This is a genomic window from Actinomyces sp. oral taxon 170 str. F0386 (assembly GCF_000195595.1).
Taxonomy (GTDB): domain Bacteria; phylum Actinomycetota; class Actinomycetes; order Actinomycetales; family Actinomycetaceae; genus Actinomyces.
The window spans coordinates 232544-257528 of record NZ_GL882538.1 but is presented as its reverse complement, the minus strand read 5'-3'; the positions used below and the strand labels follow the sequence as shown (position 1 = coordinate 257528).

Genomic DNA, 24985 nt, shown 5'->3' with positions numbered 1-24985 from the left:
GCCCCAGCACCTACATCAGTGATATGAACGACCCCAGCGTCGAGGTGATCGACGTATGAGCGACACCGGCGCACCCGGGCCGACGTCGGCGGCCGCCCGGTACCCGGCCCTGGAGCAGATGGGGCTCGTCCCCCCGCCAGGTGTCGACGTCGCCTACGAGAACCTGCTGGCCGACGTCCTGACCAACGGTGCCCTGAAATCGGACCGCACCGGCACCGGGACCCACTCGCTCTTCGCCCGTCAACTGCGCTACGACCTGGCACGGGGATTCCCCCGTATCACCACGAAGTTCGTGGCCATGAAGGCCGTCAAGGGCGAGCTGCTGTGGTTCCTGCGCGGAGACACGAACGTGCGCTGGCTCCAGGAACGGGGCATCACGATCTGGGACGAGTGGGCTGACAATGCCGGTGAGCTGGGGCCGGTCTACGGTTCGCAGTGGCGCTCCTGGCCCACATGTGACGGGGGCGCCATCGACCAGATCGCCGGGCTCATCAACACGCTGCGCACCGACCCGGACTCGCGGCGCATGCTGGTGTCGGCCTGGAACGTCTCCGATCTGAGCTCTATGGCACTGGCCCCCTGCCACGCCTTCTTCCAGTGCTATGCGGCCGATGGCCGCTTGAGCCTGCAGATCTATCAGCGCAGTGCCGACCTGTTCCTGGGGGTGCCCTTCAACATCGCCTCCTACGCGTTGCTCACCCACATGCTCGCCCAGCAGGCGGGCCTGGATCCCGGTGAGCTGGTGTGGACCGGCGGGGACTGCCATATCTACAACAACCACGTCGAGCAGGTCCGCACCCAGCTCTCCCGGGTGCCGAGCGCATACCCCTTCCCGACGCTGCGCCTGGAGCGTGCCGCGTCCATCGACGCCTACGACATGGATGACATCGATGCTTCCCAGGGCTATGAGCATCATCCCGCGATCAAGGCCCCGGTCGCGGTATGAGCGGCCTGGGAATGATCTGGGCCCAGGACGTGACTGGCCTCCTGGGGGCCGACGGCGACATGCTGTGGCGCGTGCCCGCCGACTTCGCCCACTTCAAGGCCACGACCATGGGCTCCGGGCTGGTCATGGGTCGTACCACCTGGGAGTCGCTCGGGGGCGCCCTGCCCGGTCGGCGCAACGTGGTCCTCACCCGCGACCGGTTCTGGCAGGCCGAGGGCGCGATCCGTGCCGGTTCGCTGCGCGAGGGGCTCTCGGTCGCGGCGCGGGACCTGGCCGCGGAACTGGGTCACGACCCCCGTGAAGGGGCGGCCGTAGGGCTACCGCGCCTGTGGGTGATCGGCGGCGGCAGCGTCTACGGGCAGGCCCTGGCCGAAGGTCTGCCCGATGTGCTCGTTGTCAGCGTCTTGGATCTGGATGCCACCGAGCGGGCCCGCGAGCGCGGTCTGCCCGCCTCGGCGCTGGTGCGCGCACCGGGGATCAGCACACAGGAGTGGGCCATCGATCCGGCACTGTCCGACCCGGAGGGTCAGTGGCGCCCCGTGTCCGGGGACGCGCGCTGGCGAGTGGAGATCTGGCGGCACCTCTAGACGCGCTCAGTGGGCACAATGGGTACTCAGTGGGCGGCGTCATAGCGCGCCCGGGCCTCACTGACAGTGCCGAGGTGATCGGTGGCCCAGGTCTCGACCTGAGCGAGTGCCTCCGCCAACCCCCGCCCCGAGTCGGTGAGCTCGTAGGTCACTCGCGGCGGGATCTCAGGGTACTGATGGCGCTTGAGAAGGCCATCGCGTTCAAGCCCCCGTAGGGTCTGGGTGAGCATTTTGGTGGAGATGCCGTCGACTCGGGCCGATATCTCCTTGAAGCGTTGCGGCTGGTCCGCATGATGGAGCGCCCCGACGACGAGCACGGTCCACAGGTCCCCGAGTGACTTGAGTAGGCGGCGTGAGGGGCAGCTGCGGCTATAAGGGTCGGGGGCCATCTCCATGCCGGTCGGCTTCTCAGTATCGGCCACGTTGTCTCCTCGTGCGCTTGGTCACCGATCCGTCGTCGGGCGCCCATGAGTGTGAGCGCCCGACGACGGACATGGGTGACAGGCTACCTGCGAACCGGGCGCCTCACTCGGACACGACGGCAAGGCCTCCGGTCCAACCGATCTGCTCAGTGACGGCCAGGGCGATGTTCAGCGCGCCGAGCGCCTCCAGACGCTCCGCCCGCTTGAGCTCGCCAGCGTCTGCCCACGTCAGTCCAGCGGCCTCGATGAGCGCACGCAGGCTCGTCTTGGCCTCCGCGGAGTCGGAGGCGGCCAAGACGGTGGCCGGGCGAGCGCCGACGGTGCCGGTCGCCAGGACGGCGGCGAAGACGGTGTTGAAAGCCTTGACCACCTGGGCATCCGGGAGTCTCACGGCGAGCTCGGCGGCCGCAGAGCTACCGGCCGGAACGAGAGAGTCGAGGGTGGTGAAGTCCAGGGGGTTGGTCGGGTCGACGACAACCTTGCCGGCGAAGGCCCTGGCGCCATAGGTAGCGATGACGTCGTCGATGGCGGCGTAGGGCAGGGCGAGGACGACGATGTCGCCGCTCAGGGGCGAGCCGATCTCAGCGACTTCGACGCCCGACAGGCCGGTGACCTTGGAGGTGTCGCGTACCAGGACCTGAGTGCTGGCGCCGGCCTTGACCGCCAGACCTGCGACAGCTGATCCGATGTTGCCGGCGCCGATGATGGAGATGGAGGGGACTGACATGAGAGCTCCTTAGTGTTGTTGGTGGACGAACACCCATACTCTCCCACACATAGTCACTTCCCGAAAGAGAGTGAGTGCGTAAAAGAGAGCATGCTGGTGGCGGAGCAGGCCGTTCAGAGGAGCTTCTTGGATGTGAGCCAGTCGGTGGCGATGACCTTGGAGCGCAGTCCCTCACCGGTGGAGCGCTGGTTGAGGGCGCGCAGCTCGTCGGGGGTCAGCAGAGCCGAGACCCGGTTGATGGCGGTCACCGCGATGGCGGGCAGTGAGGCGGACACCAGTGGGGTGACGTTCTGCGGAAGGATGAGCATCTGGGGATCGGACAGGACGACGAGGTCCTGCGTCTGGATGACGGGGTCCGAGGAGTAGATGTCGGCGACGTCGACGGTGCCGTCAGTGAGCGCCTTGACGGTCAGCGGCCCGCCGGAGTCCTCTACTGGCGTGACAGAGGCCTCGACGCCGTAGACGGCCTTGAGCCCCTCGGGCCCATAGGGCCGGGTGGTGAACTCGGAGTTCGCGGCGATCGTAATGGGCCGCCCCAGGGAGGCCAGGTCTGCGATCGAGGTCAGGGAGTGGGCCTGGGCGGTGGCCCGGGTGACGGTCAGTGAGTCCTGATCCGTGGCCTCGGCCGGGGTCAGGACGGTCAGGGAGCGCGGCAGAGTCGTCAGCAGGGTGTCCTGAATGGAAGTGGTGTCGCTTGCGGCGCGGGAAGGGGCGGCGGTGCCGGTAGCGGTGGAGGGGCTGCCTGAGCCGGCGGTCTTGCTGTAGTACTCCAGCAGATTGCCGCCGTACTCGGGGATGACGTGGATCTTGCCGGCCTCGAGCTCGGGCAGGTAGACCTCGCGCTGGCCGATCTGGTACTGCCGGGTGACGGTCAGGCCCGCTTTCTCCAGCATCTGGGCGTAGAGCTCGGCGATGATCTCGTTGGAGTAGTACTGCTGGCTGCCGATGATGATGGGGCCGCCGGAATAGCCTCCCGAGGCTCGGTCGATGGCGAAGGGATCGGTGTTGGAGCAGGCACTGAGCGCGACCAGGCCGCCCAGTGCGCCGACGCCGGTCAGCAGGCCGCGTCGCGTCAGTGGTTCTCCGGAGCGCGTGCTGGGGTGTGCGGTCATGCGGTTTCCTTCCGGTGCTGCCGGGCGCCCGGGGGCGTGACGGCCCACTGAGCGAGGGCGAAGAGGGCCTCGGAGGCCAGGGCGAGGGCGATGACCAGCATTGCCGAGGCGAGCATCATGACGTAGTCCTGAGTCTTGAGCCCCAGGAACATGAGCCGGCCCAGCCCACCGGCGCCGGTGTAGGCGGCCAGCGTGGCGGTGGAGATGACCTGGAGGCTGGCCGAGCGCAGCCCACCAATGAGCAGCGGCGCACCCAGAGGGATCTCAACGCACCCCAGAATCTGGAGCTCGCTCATGCCGCTGGCCCGGGCCCCGTCGACAGCCATGACGGAGGCCGCACGCACGCCGCTCATAGCTCCGGCCAGAACGCTGGGCAGGGCCAGGACGACGAAGGCGATCATGGGAGCGGTCAAACCGACGCCGAGCGCGAGACCGAACAGGGTGATGAGGCCCAGGGTGGGCAGGGAGCGAGCGGCACCGCTGAGCGGCTGCACCCAGCTGCGTCCGCGACCGGTATGGCCCACCCACCAGCCGGCGGGAACCCCGATGAGGGCGGCGATGAGGACGCCAGCCAGCGAGTACACGGCGTGCTGGATCATCAGCGACCCGATCCCCATGGCCCCACTCCAGTGAGCGGGGTCGGTGATGTAGGCCAGGGCGGCCAGGACGAACCTCATGCCTCATCCTCCTGGTTCTCCCGGCCGTCATCCTCGCGGCCGCCGGCTGCAGGCACCTGTGCGGGCCACCCGGCCGTCTGAAGCACCTGTCCGGCACCGGCGCGTTTCCACGTCCATGGCAGGCACAGGCGCCCTAGGGCGAGAATGATCCCGTCCAGGACGAGGGCCAGGACCGCGGTGGCCACCAACCCGGTGACGATCTCCGCGGTGATGCCGCGCTGGAACCCGTCGGTGAACAGCCAGCCCAGGCTGCGCACGCCGAGTACCGCTCCGACGGTGGTCAGCGAGATCGTCGAGACGGTCACCACCCGCAGGCCCGTGAGGATCGCGGGTCCTGCCAGCGGCAGCTCGACGGTGAGGAAGCAGCGGAAGCGTCCCATGCCCATGGCGGTCGCGGCGTCCAGGACTCGCCCGTCGACGGCGTCGAGCGCATCGGCGGTGGCCGGAACCAGCAGCGCCAATCCGTAGAGGGTCAGGGCGACGATGACGTTGAACGGGTCGCGGATCCCAGTGGCCAGGATGATGGGAAGGATGACGAACAGCGCCAGCGACGGGACGGCGTAGAGCAGGGAGGAGCCGGTCACTAGCACGGCGCGCAGAGGGCGGGCCGCGCGGGCCAGTCTGGCGATGGGGATCGCCAGGACGAAGGCGGCGAGAATCGCGGGAACCGCCTGGAGCAGGTGGGCCAGCAGGTGCCCGGCGATGACGGGCAGGTTGGCCAGGACCCAGCTCATGCCCGCTTCCCCGCAGGCTTCATAGCCTCCACGACCTCCGTAGCCTGCACAGTCTGCTCAGCTCCTGTCGACGTCACCAGATCGTCGGACAGGCGCCCGACGGCGCGGCCGGCGCGGTCGAGAACGATCCGGGTGTCGGCGACATCTTTGAGCCGTAGCTGGCGTGCGGCGTCGTCGAGCCCGAGGAAACGGGCCACGAAGTCGTCGGCAGGCTCGGCGAGCAGCTCTGCTCCACTGCCTCTCTGAGCGACCCGGGCGCCCTCGCGCAGGAGGATGATCTCGTCGCCTAGGGCCAGGGCCTCGTCGACGTCGTGGGTGACGAAGATGATCGTCTTGCCCAGCTCGGCCTGAATCCGGACCATCTCGCGCTGGAGCTCGCGGCGCACGAGGGGATCGACGGCGCCGAAGGGCTCATCCATGAGGAGAACCTCGGGATCAGCGGCCAGAGCCCGGGCCACGCCGACCCGCTGGGCCTGCCCTCCGGAGAGCTGGTGGGGGTAGCGCCCCGCCAGGTCGCGATCGAGGTCGAGCATGTCCATGAGCTCGAGGGCCCGCTTCCGGCAGTCACGGCGGTCCGTGCCCTGGAGGCGGGGCACGAGAGTGATGTTGTCGATGACGCGTCGGTGCGGCAGCAGCCCCGCGTTCTGCATGACGTAGCCGATGGACCGACGCAGGGCAACGGCATCGCGGGCGGCGATGTCCTCATCATCGATGAGCACTGCACCGCTGGAGGGCTCCATCATGCGGTTGACCATGCGCAGCAGGGTGGTCTTGCCGCAGCCGGAGGATCCCAGCAGGACGGTGGTGGTGCCGGCCTCGATGCGGGCCGAGAAGGAGTCGACGGCGGGGGTACCGGATCCGGCGCCCCTCCCGGCCGGGTACAGCTTGGTGACGGCGTCGAAGATGATGGTGCTGCTCATAGAAGGTGCCGGATGTCCTCTCCTGGCCGCAGACAGCACGACCGTATAGCGTGCCGCAACCGTACCAGCCGTCACTTGCTGAACTGCCGGAAGGCAGGCTTTACCAAGGCGATTGGTGCAGGATTGAAAGCAAACACCCAGGTACCCGCGAACAACCTCGAAGGCGCACGCATGACGGACATTACCGACAGCGACGCTCCCGCCACGATGCTGGCGGCTCAGCTCAGTGAATCGGGCAGCATCGGCAACCTCCGCATCGTTGAGCTTCCGATGCCGGCGCCTCCGGATGGCTGGGTGCGTCTGAAGGTCATGGCCTTCGGCCTCAACCGCAGCGAGTACCATTCCGTTCACGGCCTGGCTGAGGGGATGACCTTCCCGCGCATCCTGGGGATCGAAGCCTCCGGGGTCATCGACCTGGACCCGGAGGGCATCCTGGAACCCGGCACCCAGGCTGTCACGATGATGGGTGGGATGGGACGGCTCTTCGACGGCGGCTACGCCCAGTACGTTGTCGTGCCGCGCACGCAGATCATCACCTTCCATTCCAGCCTGCCCTGGGAGGTCATCGGCTCGGTGCCTGAGACACTGCAGACGGCCTACGGAACCCTGACCACAGGCCTGGATCTCCAGCCGGGGCAGAGCCTGCTCGTACGCGGAGGCACCTCGGCGCTCGGACTGGCCACGGCCGCGCTCGCAGCCGACATGGGCTGCCGGGTCTATGCGACCTCTCGCCGCGAGGCCGGGCTGGAGCTGCTGCGCTCACGAGGCGCCACCCCGCTCCTGGACGACGGGAAGGTTGCTCCACGGCTGCGCGAGGCAGAGCCGAGTGGGGTTCACACCGTCCTTGAGCTGGTCGGCGTGCCGACGCTACGGGACTCGCTGGCAGCGACGGCGGTTCACGGAACGGTCTGTTTCTCCGGGATGCTGTCGGACTCATGGACGATTCCCAATTTCTACCCGATGGACTGGATCCCCAACGGGGTGCGTCTGACCACCTACTCCGGCCAGGCCCAGGACCTGCCGGCGGAGGTGCTTCAGCGGACCCTGGATCGGATCGAGTCGGGCGATCTCGATCTCCTGCCCATCCACTCCTACCCTCTGGCCGACATCGCCCAGGCGCACGAGGACATGGCCTCGGGACGCCACATGGGCAAGCTCGTCGGTCTGCCGTAGGACTAAGTCGGCGCGCTCAGGCTGCCAGTGACACGGCGTCATCGACTCGGAAGTCACCCTTGATCAGGGCCTGGATGCCTTGTGCGTAGGAGCTTGCCGTAGGTCCTGCAGTGCGTGCCAGCACATCCTCCAGCCAACGGGAGTAGGCGGTACCGGCGGCATTGGCAACACGGTTGAGAGCATTTTCGATCACGATAATCTCCTTGGTGAATCTCTGGTATTTCAACGAGTTCTGCGCCGATCTCTGTCGACACCCACTACTGTAGGAGACCATATGATCATCTGAAATCTTCATTTAGACGTAAAGTGATCATCCGTGAGTACCTTCTCCCCCACCAGCCGTCAGCGTCAGATCCTCAAGAGCCTGAGCACGACGACGGTCATGAGCGTGAACGCCCTGTCGCGACTCACCGACGTCTCCGGAGTGACGATTCGTCGCGACCTTGCGGAGCTCGCTCACAAGGGCCTCGTCACCCGCGTCCATGGAGGTGCGCTGCGCGCACCCCGGCGCGGGGCCAGCCAGCCAATCTCCTTGCGCCGCGGCGAGGACCTGGAGGCCAAGAGGGTGCTGGCCCGGGCCACGGCAGAACTCATCGATGACGGGGAGAGCGTCATCATCGACAACGGAACCACCTGTGAGATGGTGGCTGAGAAGCTCGTCGGGCGCGACATCCGGGTCCTGTGCCTGTCACTGTCGGCCGCAGCAGCACTGGCATCCACGCCCGGCCCGATCGTCACCGTTCCCGGAGGGATTGTCGAGACCGACACACTGGCGATGCTGACGACAACCGCGGTCGACGCCGTGCGCCGCTTCCGCGCTGACGTCGCCGTTCTGGGAGCCTGCGCCGTCTCCGCGCAGAGCGGCCTGACCTGCACCGAGGATCACGACGCCGTTCTCAAGGCAGCCATCATCGGTTCCTCGGCTCGATGCCTTATGCCCGCTCCACCGCGCAAGCTGACGCGGTCCTCCACCTACGGGTTCGGCGAGCTGAACGACCTGGACACCCTGCTGACGACGACCGGTATCGACCCGGAAACGCTGACAGGCCTGCAAGAGGCAGGCGTGTCCGTCGAGATGCACGACGTATAGAGACACAGCTGCTCGGCAACACGGTGGGGCCACGCCGTCAGGCACAGCCCCACCGGGGAGTACCAGGGGTTACTGAGTGCTTTCGTAGTCTCTTCCGGCTCAGAAGGCCGGGCGCAGGGCGACGTCGTCGGAGTAGTCGGAGGCGACGAGTTCGACGCGGTTGCCCTCGGGGTCGAGCACGGTGGCCTCGTAGTAGCCGTCTCCGGTCTCGCGGGGTCCGTCGATCACCGGTACACCGGCCTCGGACATGTTGGAGGCCAGGCGGTCGACGTCGTCACGCCCGGGCAGGCCGAAGGAGACGTGTGCCCAACCCAGCGCGTCGGTCTCTCGCCGCTCGGCGAGCTCCGGACGGGTCATGATCTCCAGGCGGGTTCCCCGCTCGTCCGCGGGGGTCTCGGCGAAATGGAGGATGTGGGTGCGCAACCCGGTCTTCGGGTTCTCGTAGAGGCCGTTGGCGTGCCCGTCGAACCAGTGGGAGTAGAAGTCGCGGGCGCTGTCGAGGTCGGCGATCCAGATGGCAACGTGGTCGAGGTGCGGCATGATCATTCCTTTCGTGACGGTGCAGAATCACTGTTAATGACCAGAGATGATCGCACGATCGTTCTTCTCAACAGCGATTTTCCGCAGTTAAATCAATGGATTGTCTAAGCCTCTCTCCGTTGACACCAACAGTAAAAGACCATACGATCATTGTCATTGCTCGTTTCCAGGCAAAACGATCACCTCATCGCTGTTGAAGCGGAGGAAGCATGCCCAACAGTCCCCACGAGAGGCGCCGCACCATCCTGCGAGCCCTCAGCCCCACCACGGTCCACAGCGTGCAGGCGCTGTCCCGATTGACCGGAGTCTCAGTCATCACCATCCGACGGGACCTGACCGAGTTGGCCCACGAGGGTCTGGTGACTCGGGTCCACGGCGGGGCCCTGCGCGCTCCGCGCCGTGGGGCCGCCCGACCAGCCGCCATGCGCCGCGGTCAGGACGTGGAGATCAAGCGCCGCCTGGCGCAGGCCACCGCCGATCTCATCGAGGACGGAGAGGCGGTCATCATCGACTCCGGGACCACCTGCGAGATGGTGGCCGAGCAGCTCGCCGGCCGCGATATCCGGGCCCTGTGCTTGTCGCTGGGTGCCGGTGCGGCACTGGCCTCCGTGCGCGGGGCCGCGGTAACCATCGCGGGTGGCCCGGTGGATCCGGAGTCCCTCTCCCTGTTCTCCGCCGAGGCGGTCGACTCTGTTCGCGCCTTCCGGGCCGACGTCGCGGTCCTATCCACCTGCGCCGTGTCCACCCGCGAGGGGCTGACCGTTATGGAGTCCGACGATGCTATGGTCAAGCGCGCCATCATGGCTTCCTCCACCCGACGCATCCTGCCGACCGCGCCGAGCAAGATCACCCAGACCAGCACCTACCGGTTCGGGCTCCTCGAGAACCTCGACGTGCTGCTGACGACAAGCCAGATCGATCCCGACGCCCTCGAGGAGCTACGGGGTGCCGGGGTCGATGTCGTGCTGTGCGACTGACCGCCGGCAGCTGAGCCGGGATCGAACCGGCTCAGCCAAGAAGCGCCGCAATGGTGCAGGAAGCGGCCAGCAGCGGGAAGGTCCCTTGCTTGGCTGCCGCGCTGCGGTGGGGCGCCAAGGCCAGGACCAGGACGACCGCAGCCACCAGCATCGCCCTGGTGCCGATGCTGTTCCCCAGGACGATGCTCAAAGCCTCCCGCACTCAGGAAGTCGCCTGCTGGGTCACCCAGGCGATGAAGTTCTTCTCGCCGGTGCCGGTCAGCTCGGCCATTGTGTGACCCTGGCCCCAGATGGTGGCGAAGTCGACGCTACCGGCCCCGGCCTGCTGGAGCGCCAGGGCGAGGTTGACCTCCACGGTGGAGGCGGTATCGCCCTGGGTGATGCCGGTGCGGATGCGCCAGGCCGGGGCGACGGTCGATGTACCGCGCCCCTTGGATCCCTGGGTGAGGTAGTAGAGGGGGTCGTACATCGACACGCGCGTGGCCATGTCGGTGCCGACCGAGTCCTTCGTAGCAAGGTCCTTCTCGTACGCGGCGACGCCGTAGTCGTCGCTCCAGCCGCTGAGGGCGGAGTACTTCGACTGCCCCTTGGAGATGACCTCGCGGCTCGAGGAGGAGAAGTGCAGCTTGCTCTCCCCCGTCCCCATGACGAGATTCTCCGTCTGGGCGCGGTCGACGCCGTCGAAGGCCCCCACGTCCTTGGAGGCGTTCTTCTGGGAGGTGACGAAGCCCTCGAGGCCGGTGATCGTCGCGGTATTGGTGGAGGCGTCGTAGGCGACCCACTGCGAGGAGGAGTTGAGAGAGGCGATGTACTCCTCCACCGTGTTGTAGGTGGTGGTCTCACTACTCGATTGACCGTCCGGACCACCGCCCGAGGGCGCCCCGCCGCCACTAGGCCCCATGCCGGCCATCTCGGTGGACGAGGGCGTGTAGGGGAAGGTGGTGGCCGCCAGGAAGTCGTTGAGGGACTTCTGGATGACTGCCACGAGGTGGTCGTAGTAGGAGCCGGCCAGGTAGGTGCCCTTCGAGGAGCTCTCCAGGCTCAGGGGCTTGCCGCTGGAGTCGGTCAGCTTCAGGTCGTTGAGGTAGGCGGGGAAGGCCGCCGCGAGGTCCTGGGAGTAGGCCCTCGTCCAAGTCCCCTCGGCCCGGGTGCCAGAGGAGGCGAACTGCCCCATGTTCCACTCGTAGGCGGCGTTGGCGCTGTCCAGGGTGGTGATGGGGCTCCAGCACATGGCTCCGGCGACGGCGTCGGACAGGGCCTTTCCGCTGGTGTCAGTGGCGGCGGCGCCCAGGGCGGCCAGGTAGGGGGCGAACAGCCCGCTGTCGCCCGAGGCACCAGCGACAGCGCTCTGGGCACCTCCGCCGCTGTGCCCGAAGACGTAGACCTTGGCGGCGTCGCCGGGGACGGATGCGGCGTTGTAGCGCCGGTAGCGCACGGCGGCCTTGAGGTCGGTGACGCCCCAGGGCGCGTTGCCGGAGTAGGTCTGGGAGTTGGAGTCCTTGCCGCGAAGGCCCGCATGGATGTAGATGAAGCCGGCCTCCATGTAGGCCTTGATGATGTCGTAGGAGTACTCGGTGGGCGGCTTCTGGGCGGAGTAGCCCGGGGTGTTGACCGGGAGGACGGTCGGCGCGGTGACGGCGGTGAAGCTGCCGACAGCGCCGGAGCCGTTGACGGTGGCCGTGTAGGTGCCGTTGCCGTTGTCGGTTCCGGTGAGGTAGGCGCCGGGCACGTAGATGCCCAGGGTCTCGTAGTCGGAGGCCTGGGGCGTGGCCGCGTAGCTCAGACCCAACTGGTAGTAGACATCACCAGTGGCGTCGTAGCGCCAGGCGGCGTTATCCAGGGCCAGCTTAGGGTCGGTGGGGGCCTGCGACGATGTCGTGGCGGAGGCCTGTGAGGCGGCTCCTCCGGCGGAGCAGGCTCCTAGGCCCAAGAGTCCCGCCGTAGCGGGCAGGGCGGTCAGAATGGTGCGTCGTGGCAGGTTCATAGCGGTTCCCTCCGGCACAGTCAGTCGCATGCCTCGTTCTTGGCTTGTCGTACGCGGCTAGCACATCACTGTAAGGCCAGGCAGGCCCCAAGGCGCACCTGTGGCATTCCTGCGAGTCGACACCTGGCTGATGATGAACGTGAGAAGGCACCGGTTTCACTCGTACGACGGACGGCGCTGTCGGCCTCTTACGGAAGCCGGCAGCGCCGTCGTCAGCGGGCGGACAGGACTGAGGCTCAGTCCTCAGCGGCGCTGGGATGGGTCATGTCCATGGGGACGACCCACTTGTCGAACTCCTCGCCGGTGACGAAGCCGAGCTCGAGGGCGGACTCGCGCAGGGACAGGCCCTTGTGGTGCGCGTTCTTGGCGATCTTGGAGGCCTTGTCGTAGCCGATGTGGCGGTTGAGGGCGGTGACCTGCATGAGGTTGGTCTCCAGGTTGGCCTCGATCCGCTCGGTGTTGGGCTCGATGCCGTAGGCGCAGTTGGTGTCGAAGGAGACGCAGGCATCACCCAGGAGCTGGATGGACTCCAGGACGCACCAGGCCATGACCGGCTTGAAGACGTTGAGCTGGAAGTTGCCCTGGGATCCGGCGAAGCCGACGGTGGCGTCGTTGCCGAAGACCTTCGTGGCCACCATGGTCATGGCCTCGCACTGGGTGGGGTTGACCTTGCCGGGCATGATCGAGCTGCCGGGCTCGTTCTCCGGGATGATGAGCTCGCCGATGCCGTTGCGGGGGCCGGAGGCGTACCAGCGCACGTCGTTGGCAATCTTCATGAGGGCGTCGGCCAGGACCCGCAGGGCGCCGGAGACCTGGACCAGGGCGTCGTGGGCGCCCAGGGCCGCGAAGAGGTTGTCCGCCTGGGTGAACTCGATGCCGGTCTCCTCGCTGATCTTGGCCGCGCACAGGGCCCCGAACCTCGGGTGGGCGTTGAGACCGGTGCCCACGGCGGTGCCGCCGATGGCGAGCTCTCGGGCGCGGGAGTCGGCATAGCGGATACCGTCGAGGGCGAAGTCGATCTGGGCGACCCAGCCGCTGATGACCTGTCCCAGGGTGATGGGAGTGGCGTCCTGCAGGTGGGTACGTCCCACCATGACGACGTCGGCGTAGGCCTTGGCCTTGCCGTCCAGGGTGTCACGCAGCTGCTGGACGCGTGGGTACATGGCGGCCAGCTCGTTGACGACGGCGATGTGCATGGCCGTGGGGAAGGTGTCATTGGAGGACTGGCCGCGGTTGACGTGGTCGTTGGGGTGGACCGGGGTCTTGGAACCGCGCTCGCCGCCGGCCAGCTCGATGGCGCGGTTGGAGATGACCTCGTTGGAGTTCATGTTTGACTGGGTGCCCGAGCCGGTCTGGAAGACCACGAGCGGGAACTCGGCGTCAAGGCCACCGGCGATGACCTCGTCGCCGGCCTTGGCGATGAGGTCGGCGATGTCGGTGGGCAGCTCGCCGAGCTCGGCGTTGGCCAGGGCTGCGGACTTCTTGAGGATTCCCAGGGCCTTGATCATGGGGCGGCCCCACACGAAGGTCTCGCGGCCGATGTCGAAGTTGTGCAGGCTCCGCTCGGTCTGGGCCCCCCAGTAGCGGTTGGCGTCCACCTCGATGGTGCCCATGGAGTCGGATTCGGTGCGGATTGTGACAGCCTGGTTGGGCGTCTTTGCATCAGTTGTCATAGGTGCAAGGTTAGGCGCTCATGGTCCCTGCCGTGCGAGGACGGGCGTCCCAGACGTGTCTCAGATCGCTACCGGCCGACGGCATCGTCGTCGTGGCTCATGACGGCCGGAACTGTTCCAGAGCCAGGTCGAGCAGGTCCGCAAGGTGCTCGTCTCCATCGATGGTCCTGGGCTCATGGAGATGACCCGTGATCTGCAGGGCAGAGAGTCCATGAAGCAGGACCCAGACGACGGTGGCGATCTCACGGGTGGGGCCGGGGCGCAGCAAACCAGCATCCTGAGCCTGAGCAACGAGCTCGCCGACGGCGGCCATGGCGTCGTCAGCAGCCTCCTCCAAACCGGGATCCGCCTCGGCAATCGGAGCGTCCCCGAAGACCAGCTGGTAGTGGTGGGGACACTCGACTGCGTAGTCGATATAGGCCCAGCAGCCGGCACGCAACCGCTGCCACGCATCCCGATGCCGCTCCGCACCGTGACGAATCCGCGCTGCGATCTGCCGCAGTGTCCGTCCCGCCAGGGCACGCATGAGCGCGGCCTTATCCGCGTAATGACGATAGGGCGCCGAGCGGGATACACCGGCAGCCTCTCCAACGGCACGCAGCGTCACCGACTCAGGCCCCCTGTCCTCGAGCAGCGTTGAAGCAGCGTCGAGGATGGCGGCACGCGTCGGACCTGGATCACGAGGGCTCACGATCCAAGCCTACCTACATGTTGACAAAGTCAACTTCCCAGTTATGCTGACATCGTCAACTTAACCTTACGAGAGGAACGACTCATGACCGACACCACCAGGACCGGCGCCGGCTTCGACGCGACCTACCTGAGCACCTGGACCGAGCCCGACGCCGGTAAGCGCCTTGCACTCATCGAGCAGATGTGGGCCCCGCACGGGTCGCTGCACATCTCCTCACCCGCCTTGACCCTCACAGGAACAGCCGATATCGCCGAGCACATCAACCGCGTCCACAACGACCGCATTGCAGGCAACGGCCTGACCTTCAGCTACGACCAGCGCATGGAGTCCGGTGACGCACTATTGCTGCGCTGGTCGATGACCGCCCCGAGCGGCGAGGTCGCCGGGCGCGGAATCGACACCGTCTTCCGCGACGTCGACGGCAAGGTGACACGCGCCTACATGTTCATGGGCGTGAACTGACCGGAACGGGACGCCGACACGACTCACGTCGAGCAGTCAGGACATCGCCGCCAGCACCGCCTCGATGCCGGCGGCGATCGTCGTGTGCGCGGCAGCCGCGAGGCGGACGACCTCGTCGGGGTCGGTGGGTGCCTGCGCGAAGGACAGGTCGGAGACGATGCTCATGCCAGCCACGCGCACACCGAGCTGGTGCAGGGCGACAGCCTCCAGGACGGTGGACATGCCCACACAGTCGGCACCGACGGACTCCAGCATCCGCGCCTCCGCCATGGTCTGGTACTCCGGGCCGCGCAGAGCGGCATAGACGCCTGACCTTTCTGTGACACCGCCCAGGATGTCGGCGAGCTCGTCATCCCACACGCTGCGAACGTCGGTGAAGACCGGACCGTCGAAGGGCGAGGAGCCGGTGAGGTTGAGATGGTCGGTGATCGTCATGACCTCGCCGACCCGCCAGCTGCGCAGGCAGCCGCCGGCGTTGACCAGGACGGCCCCGCGTACGCCGGCAGCGGCCGCGGTACGGGCCAGGGCGACCACCAACCCGGGGCCGCGCCCCTCGTAGAGGTGGGTCCGTCCGCGGGCCACAAGCACGCGCACTCCTCCCCCGCCCCGCGGGTCATACCCCCGGCCGCTTCGATCGAGAACATAGGAGTCGAGGCGGTCCTCATGTCCTGGCGCGACCGGGACCAGGACACCGGGCAGATCGGACAGGGGCAGGCTCGCGGCCGGCTCACCCCAAGCAGCCAAGGCATCAGCGGCGCCGGACCCCAGGACCACCAGGAGGTCATGGCAAGGCACGCCGGTGCGTCGGGCAATCTGATGGGCGCCTTCCATAGCCTGACCAAGACCTTCCGCTCCAGCGGACGCACTTAGAGCCTCCAGGCGCTCGGGCCCGAGGGCGAAACCGGCTGTATCGTCCTTCACGAGCGGGACTCCTGGCGGGCCACCCGGCCTCGACCAAGGGCGAGGTGCCCGATCAGGCCGACGAGCAGGGCGACCAGCACACCGAGGTTGGCTCCGGCCCAGGCCCCGCCGCGACCACCCAGGGGCCCGAGCAGGTAGCCCTGCCAGGACAACCAGGAGGCGGCCGAGTTGACCACCAGCCCCCAACCGATGGCGGAGCCGATGGTCACCAGCGCGATGGCCTCCCAGTTGACCGACCCATAGACGCCGTAGGACGTGAAGAGAGCCTCCTCGTCGTAGTCACGCGTGCGCAGGATGACCTCAGCGACCATGACGCCAGCCCAGGCGGCGACGACGACTCCCAGGGTGGTGAGGAACCCCTGGAAGGGGCCGAGGAAGTCATCGGCACCGAAGATGACGGCAATAGTGCCCACGGTCATGATGGTGGCGTCGATGGAGGTCGCCACATGCCGGCGCACAGGCAGCCCGGTGGCCAGGAGGGACAGGCCTGAGGAGTACAGGTCCATGATGATGCCGCCGGCCAACCCCAGGATGGCGACGATGGCGAAGGGGATGAGGAACCAGGTAGGCAGGATCGTGGTCAGGGCACCGATGGGGTCGGCGTTGATGGCCTGGCCGAGGTCGGCGTCAGATCCAACGAGGAGGATACCGAAGAAGACGAGCACCACGCAGGGTAGTGCCGAACCCAGCGTAGTCCAGCCGACGACCCCGACCGTCGAGGCCTTGCGGGGCAGGTAGCGGGAGTAGTCAGCAGCAGCGTTCACCCAGCCAAGGCCGAAGCCTGTGGCCACCATGACCAGGGCTCCGATGAAGGCCGCGGGGCCGCCTGATGGCAGGGCCAGGAGCCTGTCGATACTGATCTTGGGAGCGACGAGGACAAGGTAGACGATTGTGAGGATACCGGTAGCCCAGGTGATCCAGGTCTGAACCTTCATGATCGCCTCGAAGCCGAGGATGCCGGCGCTGGCAGCCAGGCCGACAGTGAGCAGGAAGCCGAGAATCTGAGCGCCGACCCGGTTGTGCCACCCCAGGGCCTGGAGCACTGTTGCCGAGGCCAGGGTGGCGGAGACACACAGGACGGTTTCCCAGCCGACCGTGAGGATCCAGGACAGGGCCGCGGACAGGCGATTGCCGTTGTAGCCGAAGGCGGCTCGGGACAGTGCCAGCGTGGGAGCGCTACCTCGCTTACCAAGGACGGCCACGACACCACACAGGAGGAAGGAGACGATGACACCGACGCTGCCCGCGACGACCGCCTGCCAGAAGGACAGTCCGAATCCGAGGACCCAGGCGCCCCAGGACAGCCCCAGGACGGAGATGTTGGCCGCGAACCAAGGCATGAAGAGATCGCTCGGCCGGCCTTTACGATCGGACTCGGCGATGACGTCAAGACCGGCATTCTCGACGCGGGTAGCGGAGGGCGCATCCGCAGCTGCACTGCTCATGGGCAATCGACCTCAGTGTCAGTATCGGGACACTCTCGAATGAGAGGTGCATGAAGTCTACGGGTCCTCAGGCGCGACGGACGACGTCAACGAGACGAGACGCGCAGCCCACGCCCCAAAAATAGGAAACAGTGCATGTCGCACTCGATTTCTATAGAAAATTTCACTGTATATCGAGCGTCATCTCAGATGTCGGCATGTATGGTCGAGGCATCCGCACGTCTCCGCCCTATGGAGACTCACCACGGGAAGGAGCTCTCACATGAGCGACAACGGAACCTTTGACAGGATCGCCGGCAAGGCGAAGGAGGCCACAGGCAAGGTCACCGGTAACAAGGAGACCGAGACCGAGGGCAAGCTCCAGCAGGCCGAGGGCAAGGTCAAGGAGGTCGCCGAGGACGCCAAGGACGCCATCCAGGGCGCGGTCAACCGTCTCAAGGGCGACAAGTAGAGCCCATCGCGGAATACACCGAGCGCCCAGCCCCGTGAAGGAGGCTGGGCGCTTCTCTGTTGCCGATACGGGCGTCAGCTTTCCGCAGGAATGAGGGTCGGCGCCACGTTGACGACGCTCTGTGAGGGATCCGCCTGCCCCCAGGAGTTGTTCCCCCAGGCCCAGGTGCCCTTGTCAACCGCGGCCCAGGTGTCATAGCCCGATGTGCCGATCCGGGTGGCTCCGTCGATCTTGTCCACCTGCACCAGCCCGGATGGGGTGTCCGAGACGGCGCCGTTGACCTGTCCGTAGCGGTTGGAACCGAAGCACCAGACCGTTCCCTGCGCCAGCGCGCAGGTGTGCTCATAACCCGAGACGAGCTCACTGGGAACAGCCGGCAGCTTACCGACCTCAACGGCCTGGTTGACGAGCGCCTCATCGGTCTTCTTGCCGAGCTGGCCGACCTCGTTGGCCCCCCAGGCGTAGACGGTGCCCGAGTCGTCCACGGCCACGGCGAAGCCCTTGCCGACGCTCAGTGCGGAGACCTTGACCTTCTCAAGCCCGGGCACCGCCGTCGGCGAGACACGCGCCCCCTGGGTGTTGGCCTGGGCATCAGCACCCCAGCAGGAGACGCCGGTGCCGCTGGAGGAGCAGACGAAGGATCCGCTACCGGCACGCAGGAACGCCGGCTTCGTGGCAGCGGAGGGCGCTGGCGCCGCCGACTCCTTGGCGGGCCAGAGCCAGTGTCCTCCCAGGGCACCCCCTACCAGCCCGATGACGAGGACTCCGACCGCAACGACCGGCAGGACCCAGCCACGGCGGGGAGTACTGTCGGAGTAGTCGGAGTACTGGGCGATTCCCTGACTGGACTGCACCTCGGTCACGGCGGGCAAGGGCTGGAGCCGGAAACCCTGCGGCTGAGGCTGCGTCGGCGTCACCGCCTGCGGCTGGAGCTGCTCAACGCCGGCCGGCTGCGTGGCGCCATAGTCCATGGTGGAACCGTCGGCATAGCCGCCCCCGTACACGCCATCGGAGGCGAAGACGCCTCCAGACCTCCCGTAAGGGGGCACGGGCTCCTGTGCAGGAGGCTGCTGCACAGACGGGTACCCGGCGGACTGGGGGGAGTATGCGGCAGACGAAGCGATCCGCTCGAGCTGTGCACGCTGCTCGGGCGTCCAGGCATGACCGGCGGCCAAGGCCTCCCGAGCACGCTCAGGGCTGCCACCGATGAACCACAGCACCCTGTCCCCGTCGAGCATCCGGTCATCCATGGGCGAGACCTCTCCTCAACGTGAAGGACCCGATATGCGTCAGTACGCCAACCGACGGCGCGCCATGAGCATGGCAGCGCCCGCGGCACCGGCACCCGCAGCCATCCAGGCGGCGGTCGTCCCCGCACCGGTCTGTGCGAGAGCGGGGCGGCTGGCGCTGGAGGAGCCCCCCTGACGAGGAGCGGCGGCCTGCTCGCGCGGAGCAGCAGCATCGGCAGAGCCCTGGGCCGGCCCCTCCTCGGATGCCACGGGAGCACCCTCGGAGGACTCCTCGGGCGCCGCCTCCCCCTGGGGAGCCTGCTGCTCAGGAGCGGCCTCGGAGCCGGAGGGGGCCGCGCCCTGGTTGTCCTCGGGCTGCTCGGCAGGAGCCTCCGGCTTGTTCTGCTGCGCAGCAGCGTTGTTGGCGTTCTGCGCCTGCTGATCATCCTTGCCGGCGTCATCCGCGGGGGCAGGAGCCGGCGCAGGCTCCGGAGCGGGTGCGGGAGCGGGCTTGCCACCATTGGGATCGGGGACGGCGGGGGCAGGCGTCTTGGGCTCGTTGGGCTCGGGCTTCGCGGGAGAGTCGACCTGCGCCGCCTGCTCGGCAGCCGGGGCGGGATCCGACTCGGCAGCAGCCGCACCGACCGGCACAGCGGACAGGGCAACGGCCGCAGACGCAGCCATCCACACGCTTCGCTTCATGGGAACTCCTTCAGCGCCGAGAACTGCGGTTCTCGAGGCGGGTCATGGGGCTTGGATACTCACACCCTACCCGGTAAAGCCCCGGTTCTGTCACGTTGCCGACACGGGCACCACTCCCACTGTTGGCCACCTCACACCTCGGACGTGAGTCGCTAGACCCGCAGGCCCAACCCCTTCATCCGCGAGACAGCCCCCTGGGACAGTACCGTGTGAAGCTGCTCGGGGCCTATGGATCCCAGTAGCTCGGGGAACTGGCCGAGGAGCCTCTGGAAGGTCCCGATCTCCTCGCCGACGACGCGCCTGCACCACAGCCCCAGCCGCGCGGCCAGCTGCGGGTCGGCTGAGATAGCGGCCTCCAGCTCGGCAACGGCGTAGGAGCTGATCGGGTCCTCGCCGAGCTCGTCGATGAGCCCGCCGCGCAGAGGCTCGGTCAGGGAGTCACTCAGCGCCATGCCGAAGTCGATGAGCAGCCCGAAGGCGATGTAGGTCTTGACCAGCCGCTCCGCCCAGTCCAGGGGGCGCAGGCGCTCGTCGAAGTCGCCGAGCACGTCCGTGAAGCGCCCCGCCGCCCCGGCGGCGTCGATGCCGTGAGCCGAGGCCAGGGCTACGACACGGTCGAAGGAAGAGACCTCCCAGGCACTCATGCGCAGCAGGTCGATGCGGGCACTCATCTGCGGGGCGCGGTCGGCGTCCTTGGCGTAGCGCGTGCAGGCGGCCGTCCGGGAGATGGCGACGACGCCGACGACGGACAACTCGTGCGGACCGACCTGCATCGGCGAGGAGGCGCTGGGCTGCGGTGACGGCGTCGACATCTGAGTCATGGGCCCCATCGTATCCAGATCGCGCCATGCGCGAAGCGACGCCGTGACATCAGCCACGCCCGCGGCACGTTTCCTCACCAAGGGAGGCCATCATGAGGTTTTCCCGCTACGCTGACGGCGTCCACGGTTGCCCGGTCGTCAGATGGACTCAGATATGACTCGCGATCGGCTGCCACCCCGACGGCGCCAACACCCACGCAGCGCGCCCTAGAGCTGTACGCGCGAGCGACGGATACGCCGGACCGGAACAACCTGATCAGAAGACTTAAGGAACCTCGTGAGCAACGAGCAGCACGGGGCCGACGCCGTCGAGCCCAGCCACAACTCCACAGACGAGCAGACCATCACCTCAGGCACCGGCACTCCCGCCTTCGCCTCCGGGATCATCGAGACGGCCGGCGCCCACGCCCCCGTCCTGGACGAGGCCACTCCCGACATCACCGACGAGGGCGACCAGACCGACCTGACGCGGAAGACCTTCGCCGACTTCGGCGTCGAACCGGAGATCTGCGAGGCCCTGGCCGCCAAGGGCATCACCCATCCCTTCCCCATCCAGGCGCTCACCCTGCCGGTGGCCCTCGAGGGGCAGGACATCATCGGGCAGGCCAAGACCGGTACCGGCAAGACCCTGGGCTTCGGCATCCCTCTGCTCATGGACACCCTGGGCCCCGGGGAGGAGGGTTGGGACGAGGACCCCGCCTCCGGCAGCCCCCAGGGCCTGGTCATCCTGCCCACCCGCGAGCTCGCCAAGCAGGTCGCCGAGGAGCTGTCCACCGCCGCCGCCAAGCGCACCGTGCGCATCGTCCAGGTCTACGGCGGACGCGCCTACGAGCCACAGATCGAGGATCTCGAGCGGGGCGCCGAGGTGGTCGTGGGAACGCCGGGCCGTCTCATCGACCTCATGGACCGTGGTGTCCTGGACCTGACCCACGTCACCACCGTCGTCCTGGACGAGGCCGATGAGATGCTGGACCTGGGCTTCCTGCCGGACGTGGAGAAGATCCTGGCCCGCACCCGAGCCGATCGGCACACGATGCTGTTCAGCGCCACGATGCCCGGTGCCGTGGTGACCCTGGCGCGCCGTTACATGACTCGTCCGACCCACATCCGCGCCCAGGACCCGGGTGATGAGGGCATGACCGTCCAGACCGTTCAGCAGGTCGTCTACCGCACCCACTCCATGAACAAGGTGGAGGTCGTCGCTCGGATCCTGCAGGCCGAGGGGCGCGGACGCACGATCATCTTCGCGCGTACCAAGCGCACGGCGGCCCGGGTGGCCGACGACCTGCGCGCACGCGGCTTCGCCACCGCCGCGCTCCACGGGGACCTCGGTCAGGGGGCCCGGGAGCAGGCGCTGCGCGCCTTCCGCAACGACAAGGTGGACGTGCTCGTGGCCACCGACGTGGCCGCCCGCGGCATCGACGTCGACGACGTCACCCACGTCATCAACTACCAGTGCCCTGAGGACGAGAAGATCTACGTCCACCGCATCGGGCGCACCGGCCGAGCCGGCAACTCCGGCACGGCGGTCACCTTCGTCGACTGGGACGACGTGCCGCGTTGGCGGATCATCGCCAAGGCTCTCGGCCTGCCCATCGAGGAGCCCGTGGAGACGTACCACACCAGCGAGCACCTCTTCTCCGACCTGTCGATTCCCGAGAAGGTCACCGGTCGCCTCCCCCGTCACAAGCGCACCCTGGAGGGCCTGGACGCCGAGGAGATCGAGGACCTGGGCGAGACCGGCAGACGCGGGCACAAGCAGTCCGGCCGGCAGGGCGGGCGCGCAGACCGCGGCCGGGGTCGCGGCGGCAGGGACACCAAGCGCGGTGAGCGCTCGCGCTCCCGGCGCTCGGCCGAGGGAGAGGCGAAGCCTCGGCGCAAGCGCACCCGCAAGCGCACTCGCGGGGGCCGCCCCATTGGCGGGGCCACCGACGGGTCCGCCGGCGAGTAGGCCGGACTGTCGCACGGCGACGGAGAGTCCTACGAGAGCCCGGCCGGCTCAGACAGCCCGGGTTAGAGGCGGGTCGCCAGGAAGGCGAAGACGCCGTCGGCCATGATCTGGACGGCGATCGCCGCCAGCAGCAGTCCCATGACCCTGGTGAGGATCCGGATGCCGGAGGTGCCCAGCACCCGGTTGAGGCCCAGGGAGAAGCGCAGGGCTACCCAGATGGCGATGTGTGTGCCGACGATCGCCGCCGTCACGGAGACCCATCCGGCCACGCCGCCGCCGGTGGTGTCCACCGCGACCATGGCCGCAACGATCGCTCCTGGACCTGCTAACAGGGGTGTGCCCAGGGGGACGAGGGCGGCGTTGGAGGTGACGGCATCAGGATCGGGGCTCTCATCGGCCTTGTCAGTCAGCAGCTCGAGCGCTACCAGCAGTAGGAGCAGCCCGCCGGCCACCTGGAGGGCGGGCACTGAGATGCCCAGGAACTTGAGGATGTAGCGGCCGAAGACCGCGAACACCAGGATGACGCCGAAGGAGACGAATGTGGCCTGACGCGCGGAGACGGCGCGCTCGGCGGGGCTCTGCCGCGAGGTCAGGGACAGGAAGATCGGGATGGCTCCCAGAGGGTCCTGGATGACCAGGAGCGTCATGAAGGTCGTGGCGAAGACCGCTGGTTCGAAGACGGACTGCATGGTGGCTTTCTATCACCGGCGATCGGCGGGAGTCAGAACGTGGTTCAGGGAGTGACAAGGTCGAGGACGCCCTCGTCGACGATCCGTTCCAGGAGCTCGGGCGGCATGAGGTTCTCCCCCAAACGGTTGGGCTTGCCGGCGCCGTGGTAGTCCGAGGCCCCTGACAGCCCCAGCCCCAGGCGCCGAGCCAGGACACGAACCTGCTCGCGCTGCTCGGGAGTCTGGTCTCGATGGTTCATCTCCAGGGCGGCCAGTCCGGCCTCGGCCATCTCGGCGAAGACCGCATCAGGCACAAGACGGCGCTGGCGGGACGAGGCGCGTGGGTGGGCAGCCACAGGGACCCCGCCGGCAGCGCGCACCAGGCGACAGGCCTCGACCGGGTCCAGTGCCCAGTGGATGACGTAGTAGGGGGAACCGGTGGCGAGTGGCCCGGCGAAGGCGGCATCACGATCGGGGAAGGACCCGGCCGCGACGAGGGCGTCGGCGATGTGGGGTCGGCCGATCGTGTGGGCGCCGGAGGACTGGACGATGACGTCCTCCCAGGTGATCGGGTAGTCCTCGCTGAGGCGCTCGACCATCCGCTGGGCACGGGTGTCCCGTGAGGTGCGGGCATGAGCGAAGGCCTCGCTCAGGGCCTGGTCGTCCCCCCGGTGCAGGTAGGACAGCAGGTGAAGGGTGATGCCGTCTGCGGCGCAGGAGATCTCGGTTCCGCGCAGGAGGGTCACGCCGGTGACCGGCACGGCGGAGGCGGCCTCGTCCCAGCCGGCCATGGTGTCGTGGTCGGTCAGCCCGACGACGTCGAGGCCGGACCCGGCCGCCCGGGCCATGAGCTCGGCGGGTGAGTCAGTGCCGTCGGAGCAGGCCGAGTGGGTGTGGGGGTCGATGCGCACTGGGACAGTGTAGGGAGGCATGGAAAACTGGACGACATGAGCGACCTGAGCCGAACGACAGATACCACGTCCAGCCTCGGCGACCACCCGGTCCGTTTCGGGGTGATCGGGGCCGGATTCATCGCCCGATGGTTCGCCGAGGCCGTCTCCCGCGAGCCGGCCGCCCAGATCGTGGCCGTCACCTCCGCCCGCCGTGAGCGCGCTACCGCCTTCGCCGAGGAGTACGGAGTCCCACATGCCTGCGCATCGCTCGAGGAGATGCTCGCGGCCCACGGCCCGGACTCCGAGGCCCCGATCGACGTCGTCTACGTGGGCTCTCCCAACTCCCTACACGCAGAGCATGCGATCACGGCGCTGGAGGGCGGTCTCCATGTTCTGGTGGAGAAGCCCTTCGCGCTGACGGCTGGCCAGGCCCACGCCATGGTGGACGCAGCCGGGCGGGCCGACCGTTTCCTCATGGAGGGGTGGCTCTCCGCCTTCGAGCCGGGCGTGGCTCGGCTGCGCGAGGCCCTGCCGCGACTGGGCCGGCTGCATCGGGTGGTGCTGTCCAAGGAGCAGTTCTCCTCTCGGATGAAGGCCTATCGGGCCGGCCAGCTGCCACCGGCCTTCGATCCTGCGCTGGGCGGCGGCTCCCTCATGGACCTGGGGATCTACCCCGTAAGTCTGGCGATCCACCTGTTCGGAGAGCCGGACCGGGTGACGGCCACGGGGGAGCTGCTCGACTCCGGTGCTGACGTGAGGGGGACGGTGATCCTGTCCTACGACTCCGGTGAGCATGCCGGATTGGAGGTCGTCTGCCTGCACTCCAAGACCTCCCCGGGGACGGAGTCGACCTTCGCTGCGGAGCATGACGTGCTGAGCATCGACGACTGCCAGTGGCCCGAGTGCATCGAGTTGCACGGGCCGACGGCAGACAGGAGCGCGGGCGAGGACGCGCAGGCTCATGAGGACCTGTCAGTGGAGCGCAAGGCGCAGCAGCCCGGCCGCCAGCTCGCCTACGAGCTGGCCGAGGTCTGCCGTCTGGTGCGCGCCGGAGCACGCGAGTCCGACCTTCACCCACTGAGCAGCTCGGTGGCGGCGATCGCCGCACTGGAGGAGGCCCGCCGTCAGGTGGGAGTGCGCTTCCCGGCCGACGAGCAGGGCTGATCCACGTCGGTGGTCTTGACGT

General features: G+C 67.8%; 28 protein-coding genes. 9 read left to right on the top strand and 19 right to left on the bottom strand.

Features of this window, described 5'->3' with window-relative positions:
- Nucleotides 1–55 precede the first annotated feature (55 nt).
- A complete protein-coding gene (locus HMPREF9056_RS06560; protein ID WP_009403926.1) occupies nucleotides 56–946 on the top strand; it encodes a thymidylate synthase in 891 nt (296 codons plus the stop codon).
- On the top strand, nucleotides 943–1533 hold the full coding sequence (locus HMPREF9056_RS06555; protein ID WP_009403925.1) for a dihydrofolate reductase: 591 nt from the start codon (nucleotides 943–945) through the stop codon (nucleotides 1531–1533). The genes HMPREF9056_RS06560 and HMPREF9056_RS06555 overlap by 4 nt, the downstream gene beginning before the upstream one ends.
- A gap of 26 nt (nucleotides 1534–1559) precedes the next feature.
- Here HMPREF9056_RS06555 and HMPREF9056_RS06550 read toward each other — a convergent pair whose 3' ends face one another.
- The 6 genes from HMPREF9056_RS06550 to HMPREF9056_RS06525 form a co-directional block, all read right to left on the bottom strand.
- Nucleotides 1560–1955 carry a helix-turn-helix domain-containing protein gene (locus tag HMPREF9056_RS06550; protein ID WP_009233513.1) on the bottom strand — a complete coding sequence of 132 codons (396 nt, stop codon included), beginning with the start codon at nucleotides 1953–1955 and terminating at the stop codon, nucleotides 1560–1562.
- Nucleotides 1956–2058: 103 nt separating this feature from the next.
- Nucleotides 2059–2682, bottom strand: a complete 624-nt coding sequence (locus HMPREF9056_RS06545) for an NADPH-dependent F420 reductase (RefSeq protein ID WP_009403923.1) — start codon at nucleotides 2680–2682, stop codon at nucleotides 2059–2061.
- Between the two features lie 113 nt (nucleotides 2683–2795).
- Nucleotides 2796–3794, bottom strand: coding sequence for an ABC transporter substrate-binding protein (locus HMPREF9056_RS06540; protein WP_009403922.1), 999 nt, complete (start codon nucleotides 3792–3794; stop codon nucleotides 2796–2798).
- Nucleotides 3791–4471 carry an ABC transporter permease gene (locus HMPREF9056_RS06535; RefSeq protein WP_009403921.1) on the bottom strand — a complete coding sequence of 227 codons (681 nt, stop codon included), beginning with the start codon at nucleotides 4469–4471 and terminating at the stop codon, nucleotides 3791–3793. Before HMPREF9056_RS06535 ends, HMPREF9056_RS06540 begins: the two co-directional genes overlap by 4 nt.
- Nucleotides 4468–5205: an ABC transporter permease gene (locus HMPREF9056_RS06530; RefSeq protein WP_009403920.1), complete on the bottom strand. Its 738-nt coding sequence runs from the start codon at nucleotides 5203–5205 to the stop codon at nucleotides 4468–4470. Before HMPREF9056_RS06530 ends, HMPREF9056_RS06535 begins: the two co-directional genes overlap by 4 nt.
- Nucleotides 5202–6125, bottom strand: a complete 924-nt coding sequence (locus HMPREF9056_RS06525; protein WP_009403919.1) for an ABC transporter ATP-binding protein — start codon at nucleotides 6123–6125, stop codon at nucleotides 5202–5204. Before HMPREF9056_RS06525 ends, HMPREF9056_RS06530 begins: the two co-directional genes overlap by 4 nt.
- 171 nt (nucleotides 6126–6296) lie before the next feature.
- Between HMPREF9056_RS06525 and HMPREF9056_RS06520 the strand changes: the two genes are divergently transcribed.
- Nucleotides 6297–7298, top strand: coding sequence for a zinc-binding dehydrogenase (locus HMPREF9056_RS06520; protein ID WP_009403918.1), 1002 nt, complete (start codon nucleotides 6297–6299; stop codon nucleotides 7296–7298).
- A gap of 16 nt (nucleotides 7299–7314) precedes the next feature.
- Here HMPREF9056_RS06520 and HMPREF9056_RS06515 read toward each other — a convergent pair whose 3' ends face one another.
- Complete coding sequence (locus HMPREF9056_RS06515; protein WP_253269958.1) at nucleotides 7315–7491, bottom strand: hypothetical protein; 177 nt, start codon at nucleotides 7489–7491, stop codon at nucleotides 7315–7317.
- Nucleotides 7492–7614: 123 nt separating this feature from the next.
- Here HMPREF9056_RS06515 and HMPREF9056_RS06510 point away from each other — a divergent pair, with 123 nt between their 5' ends.
- Complete coding sequence (locus tag HMPREF9056_RS06510) at nucleotides 7615–8388, top strand: DeoR/GlpR family DNA-binding transcription regulator (protein ID WP_009403916.1); 774 nt, start codon at nucleotides 7615–7617, stop codon at nucleotides 8386–8388.
- Between the two features lie 99 nt (nucleotides 8389–8487).
- On the opposite strand, the gene HMPREF9056_RS06505 is transcribed toward HMPREF9056_RS06510, so the two are convergent.
- Nucleotides 8488–8928, bottom strand: a complete 441-nt coding sequence (locus HMPREF9056_RS06505; protein WP_172635246.1) for a VOC family protein — start codon at nucleotides 8926–8928, stop codon at nucleotides 8488–8490.
- 209 nt (nucleotides 8929–9137) lie between these two features.
- Between HMPREF9056_RS06505 and HMPREF9056_RS06500 the strand changes: the two genes are divergently transcribed.
- The gene (locus tag HMPREF9056_RS06500; protein WP_009403914.1) at nucleotides 9138–9905 is read left to right on the top strand and encodes a DeoR/GlpR family DNA-binding transcription regulator; all 768 of its coding nucleotides are present in this window, start codon (nucleotides 9138–9140) and stop codon (nucleotides 9903–9905) included.
- Nucleotides 9906–9936: 31 nt separating this feature from the next.
- Here HMPREF9056_RS06500 and HMPREF9056_RS14105 read toward each other — a convergent pair whose 3' ends face one another.
- From HMPREF9056_RS14105 to HMPREF9056_RS06485, 4 genes are all read right to left on the bottom strand, one after another.
- The gene (locus tag HMPREF9056_RS14105) at nucleotides 9937–10095 is read right to left on the bottom strand and encodes a hypothetical protein (RefSeq protein WP_155885647.1); all 159 of its coding nucleotides are present in this window, start codon (nucleotides 10093–10095) and stop codon (nucleotides 9937–9939) included.
- A 12-nt stretch (nucleotides 10096–10107) separates the two neighbouring features.
- Entirely contained in the window at nucleotides 10108–11889 is a 1782-nt protein-coding gene (locus HMPREF9056_RS06495; RefSeq protein WP_009403912.1) for a carboxylesterase family protein, read from the bottom strand.
- A gap of 236 nt (nucleotides 11890–12125) precedes the next feature.
- Entirely contained in the window at nucleotides 12126–13562 is a 1437-nt protein-coding gene (gene fumC, locus HMPREF9056_RS06490; RefSeq protein WP_009403911.1) for a class II fumarate hydratase, read from the bottom strand.
- 97 nt (nucleotides 13563–13659) lie between these two features.
- Entirely contained in the window at nucleotides 13660–14253 is a 594-nt protein-coding gene (locus tag HMPREF9056_RS06485) for a TetR/AcrR family transcriptional regulator (protein WP_034514055.1), read from the bottom strand.
- Between the two features lie 84 nt (nucleotides 14254–14337).
- Here HMPREF9056_RS06485 and HMPREF9056_RS06480 point away from each other — a divergent pair, with 84 nt between their 5' ends.
- Nucleotides 14338–14718 (top strand): nuclear transport factor 2 family protein, encoded by a 381-nt coding sequence (locus HMPREF9056_RS06480; RefSeq protein WP_009403909.1) that lies wholly within the window; start codon nucleotides 14338–14340, stop codon nucleotides 14716–14718.
- A 36-nt stretch (nucleotides 14719–14754) separates the two neighbouring features.
- On the opposite strand, the gene HMPREF9056_RS06475 is transcribed toward HMPREF9056_RS06480, so the two are convergent.
- Complete coding sequence (locus HMPREF9056_RS06475) at nucleotides 14755–15549, bottom strand: purine-nucleoside phosphorylase (protein ID WP_253269956.1); 795 nt, start codon at nucleotides 15547–15549, stop codon at nucleotides 14755–14757.
- Between the two features lie 86 nt (nucleotides 15550–15635).
- Entirely contained in the window at nucleotides 15636–17084 is a 1449-nt protein-coding gene (locus HMPREF9056_RS06470; RefSeq protein ID WP_009403906.1) for a cytosine permease, read from the bottom strand.
- A 262-nt stretch (nucleotides 17085–17346) separates the two neighbouring features.
- Between HMPREF9056_RS06470 and HMPREF9056_RS06465 the strand changes: the two genes are divergently transcribed.
- Nucleotides 17347–17535 (top strand): CsbD family protein, encoded by a 189-nt coding sequence (locus HMPREF9056_RS06465; protein WP_009403905.1) that lies wholly within the window; start codon nucleotides 17347–17349, stop codon nucleotides 17533–17535.
- Nucleotides 17536–17609: 74 nt separating this feature from the next.
- On the opposite strand, the gene HMPREF9056_RS06460 is transcribed toward HMPREF9056_RS06465, so the two are convergent.
- The 3 genes from HMPREF9056_RS06460 to HMPREF9056_RS06450 form a co-directional block, all read right to left on the bottom strand.
- The gene (locus HMPREF9056_RS06460) at nucleotides 17610–18785 is read right to left on the bottom strand and encodes a hypothetical protein (RefSeq protein WP_009403904.1); all 1176 of its coding nucleotides are present in this window, start codon (nucleotides 18783–18785) and stop codon (nucleotides 17610–17612) included.
- 39 nt (nucleotides 18786–18824) lie between these two features.
- Nucleotides 18825–19466 carry a hypothetical protein gene (locus tag HMPREF9056_RS14890; protein WP_009403903.1) on the bottom strand — a complete coding sequence of 214 codons (642 nt, stop codon included), beginning with the start codon at nucleotides 19464–19466 and terminating at the stop codon, nucleotides 18825–18827.
- Between the two features lie 152 nt (nucleotides 19467–19618).
- Nucleotides 19619–20296: a ferritin-like fold-containing protein gene (locus HMPREF9056_RS06450; protein ID WP_009403902.1), complete on the bottom strand. Its 678-nt coding sequence runs from the start codon at nucleotides 20294–20296 to the stop codon at nucleotides 19619–19621.
- A gap of 268 nt (nucleotides 20297–20564) precedes the next feature.
- Here HMPREF9056_RS06450 and HMPREF9056_RS06445 point away from each other — a divergent pair, with 268 nt between their 5' ends.
- Nucleotides 20565–22238: a DEAD/DEAH box helicase gene (locus HMPREF9056_RS06445; RefSeq protein ID WP_009403900.1), complete on the top strand. Its 1674-nt coding sequence runs from the start codon at nucleotides 20565–20567 to the stop codon at nucleotides 22236–22238.
- A 62-nt stretch (nucleotides 22239–22300) separates the two neighbouring features.
- Here HMPREF9056_RS06445 and HMPREF9056_RS06440 read toward each other — a convergent pair whose 3' ends face one another.
- Together HMPREF9056_RS06440 and HMPREF9056_RS06435 are read right to left on the bottom strand one after the other, a co-directional pair.
- Nucleotides 22301–22927 carry a MarC family protein gene (locus tag HMPREF9056_RS06440; RefSeq protein WP_009403899.1) on the bottom strand — a complete coding sequence of 209 codons (627 nt, stop codon included), beginning with the start codon at nucleotides 22925–22927 and terminating at the stop codon, nucleotides 22301–22303.
- Between the two features lie 44 nt (nucleotides 22928–22971).
- Entirely contained in the window at nucleotides 22972–23817 is an 846-nt protein-coding gene (locus HMPREF9056_RS06435; RefSeq protein WP_009403898.1) for a PHP domain-containing protein, read from the bottom strand.
- Between the two features lie 36 nt (nucleotides 23818–23853).
- On the opposite strand from HMPREF9056_RS06435, the gene HMPREF9056_RS06430 reads away from it, so the two are divergent.
- Nucleotides 23854–24963, top strand: coding sequence for a Gfo/Idh/MocA family protein (locus tag HMPREF9056_RS06430; RefSeq protein ID WP_009403896.1), 1110 nt, complete (start codon nucleotides 23854–23856; stop codon nucleotides 24961–24963).
- The last annotated feature ends 22 nt before the right edge of the window (nucleotides 24964–24985 follow it).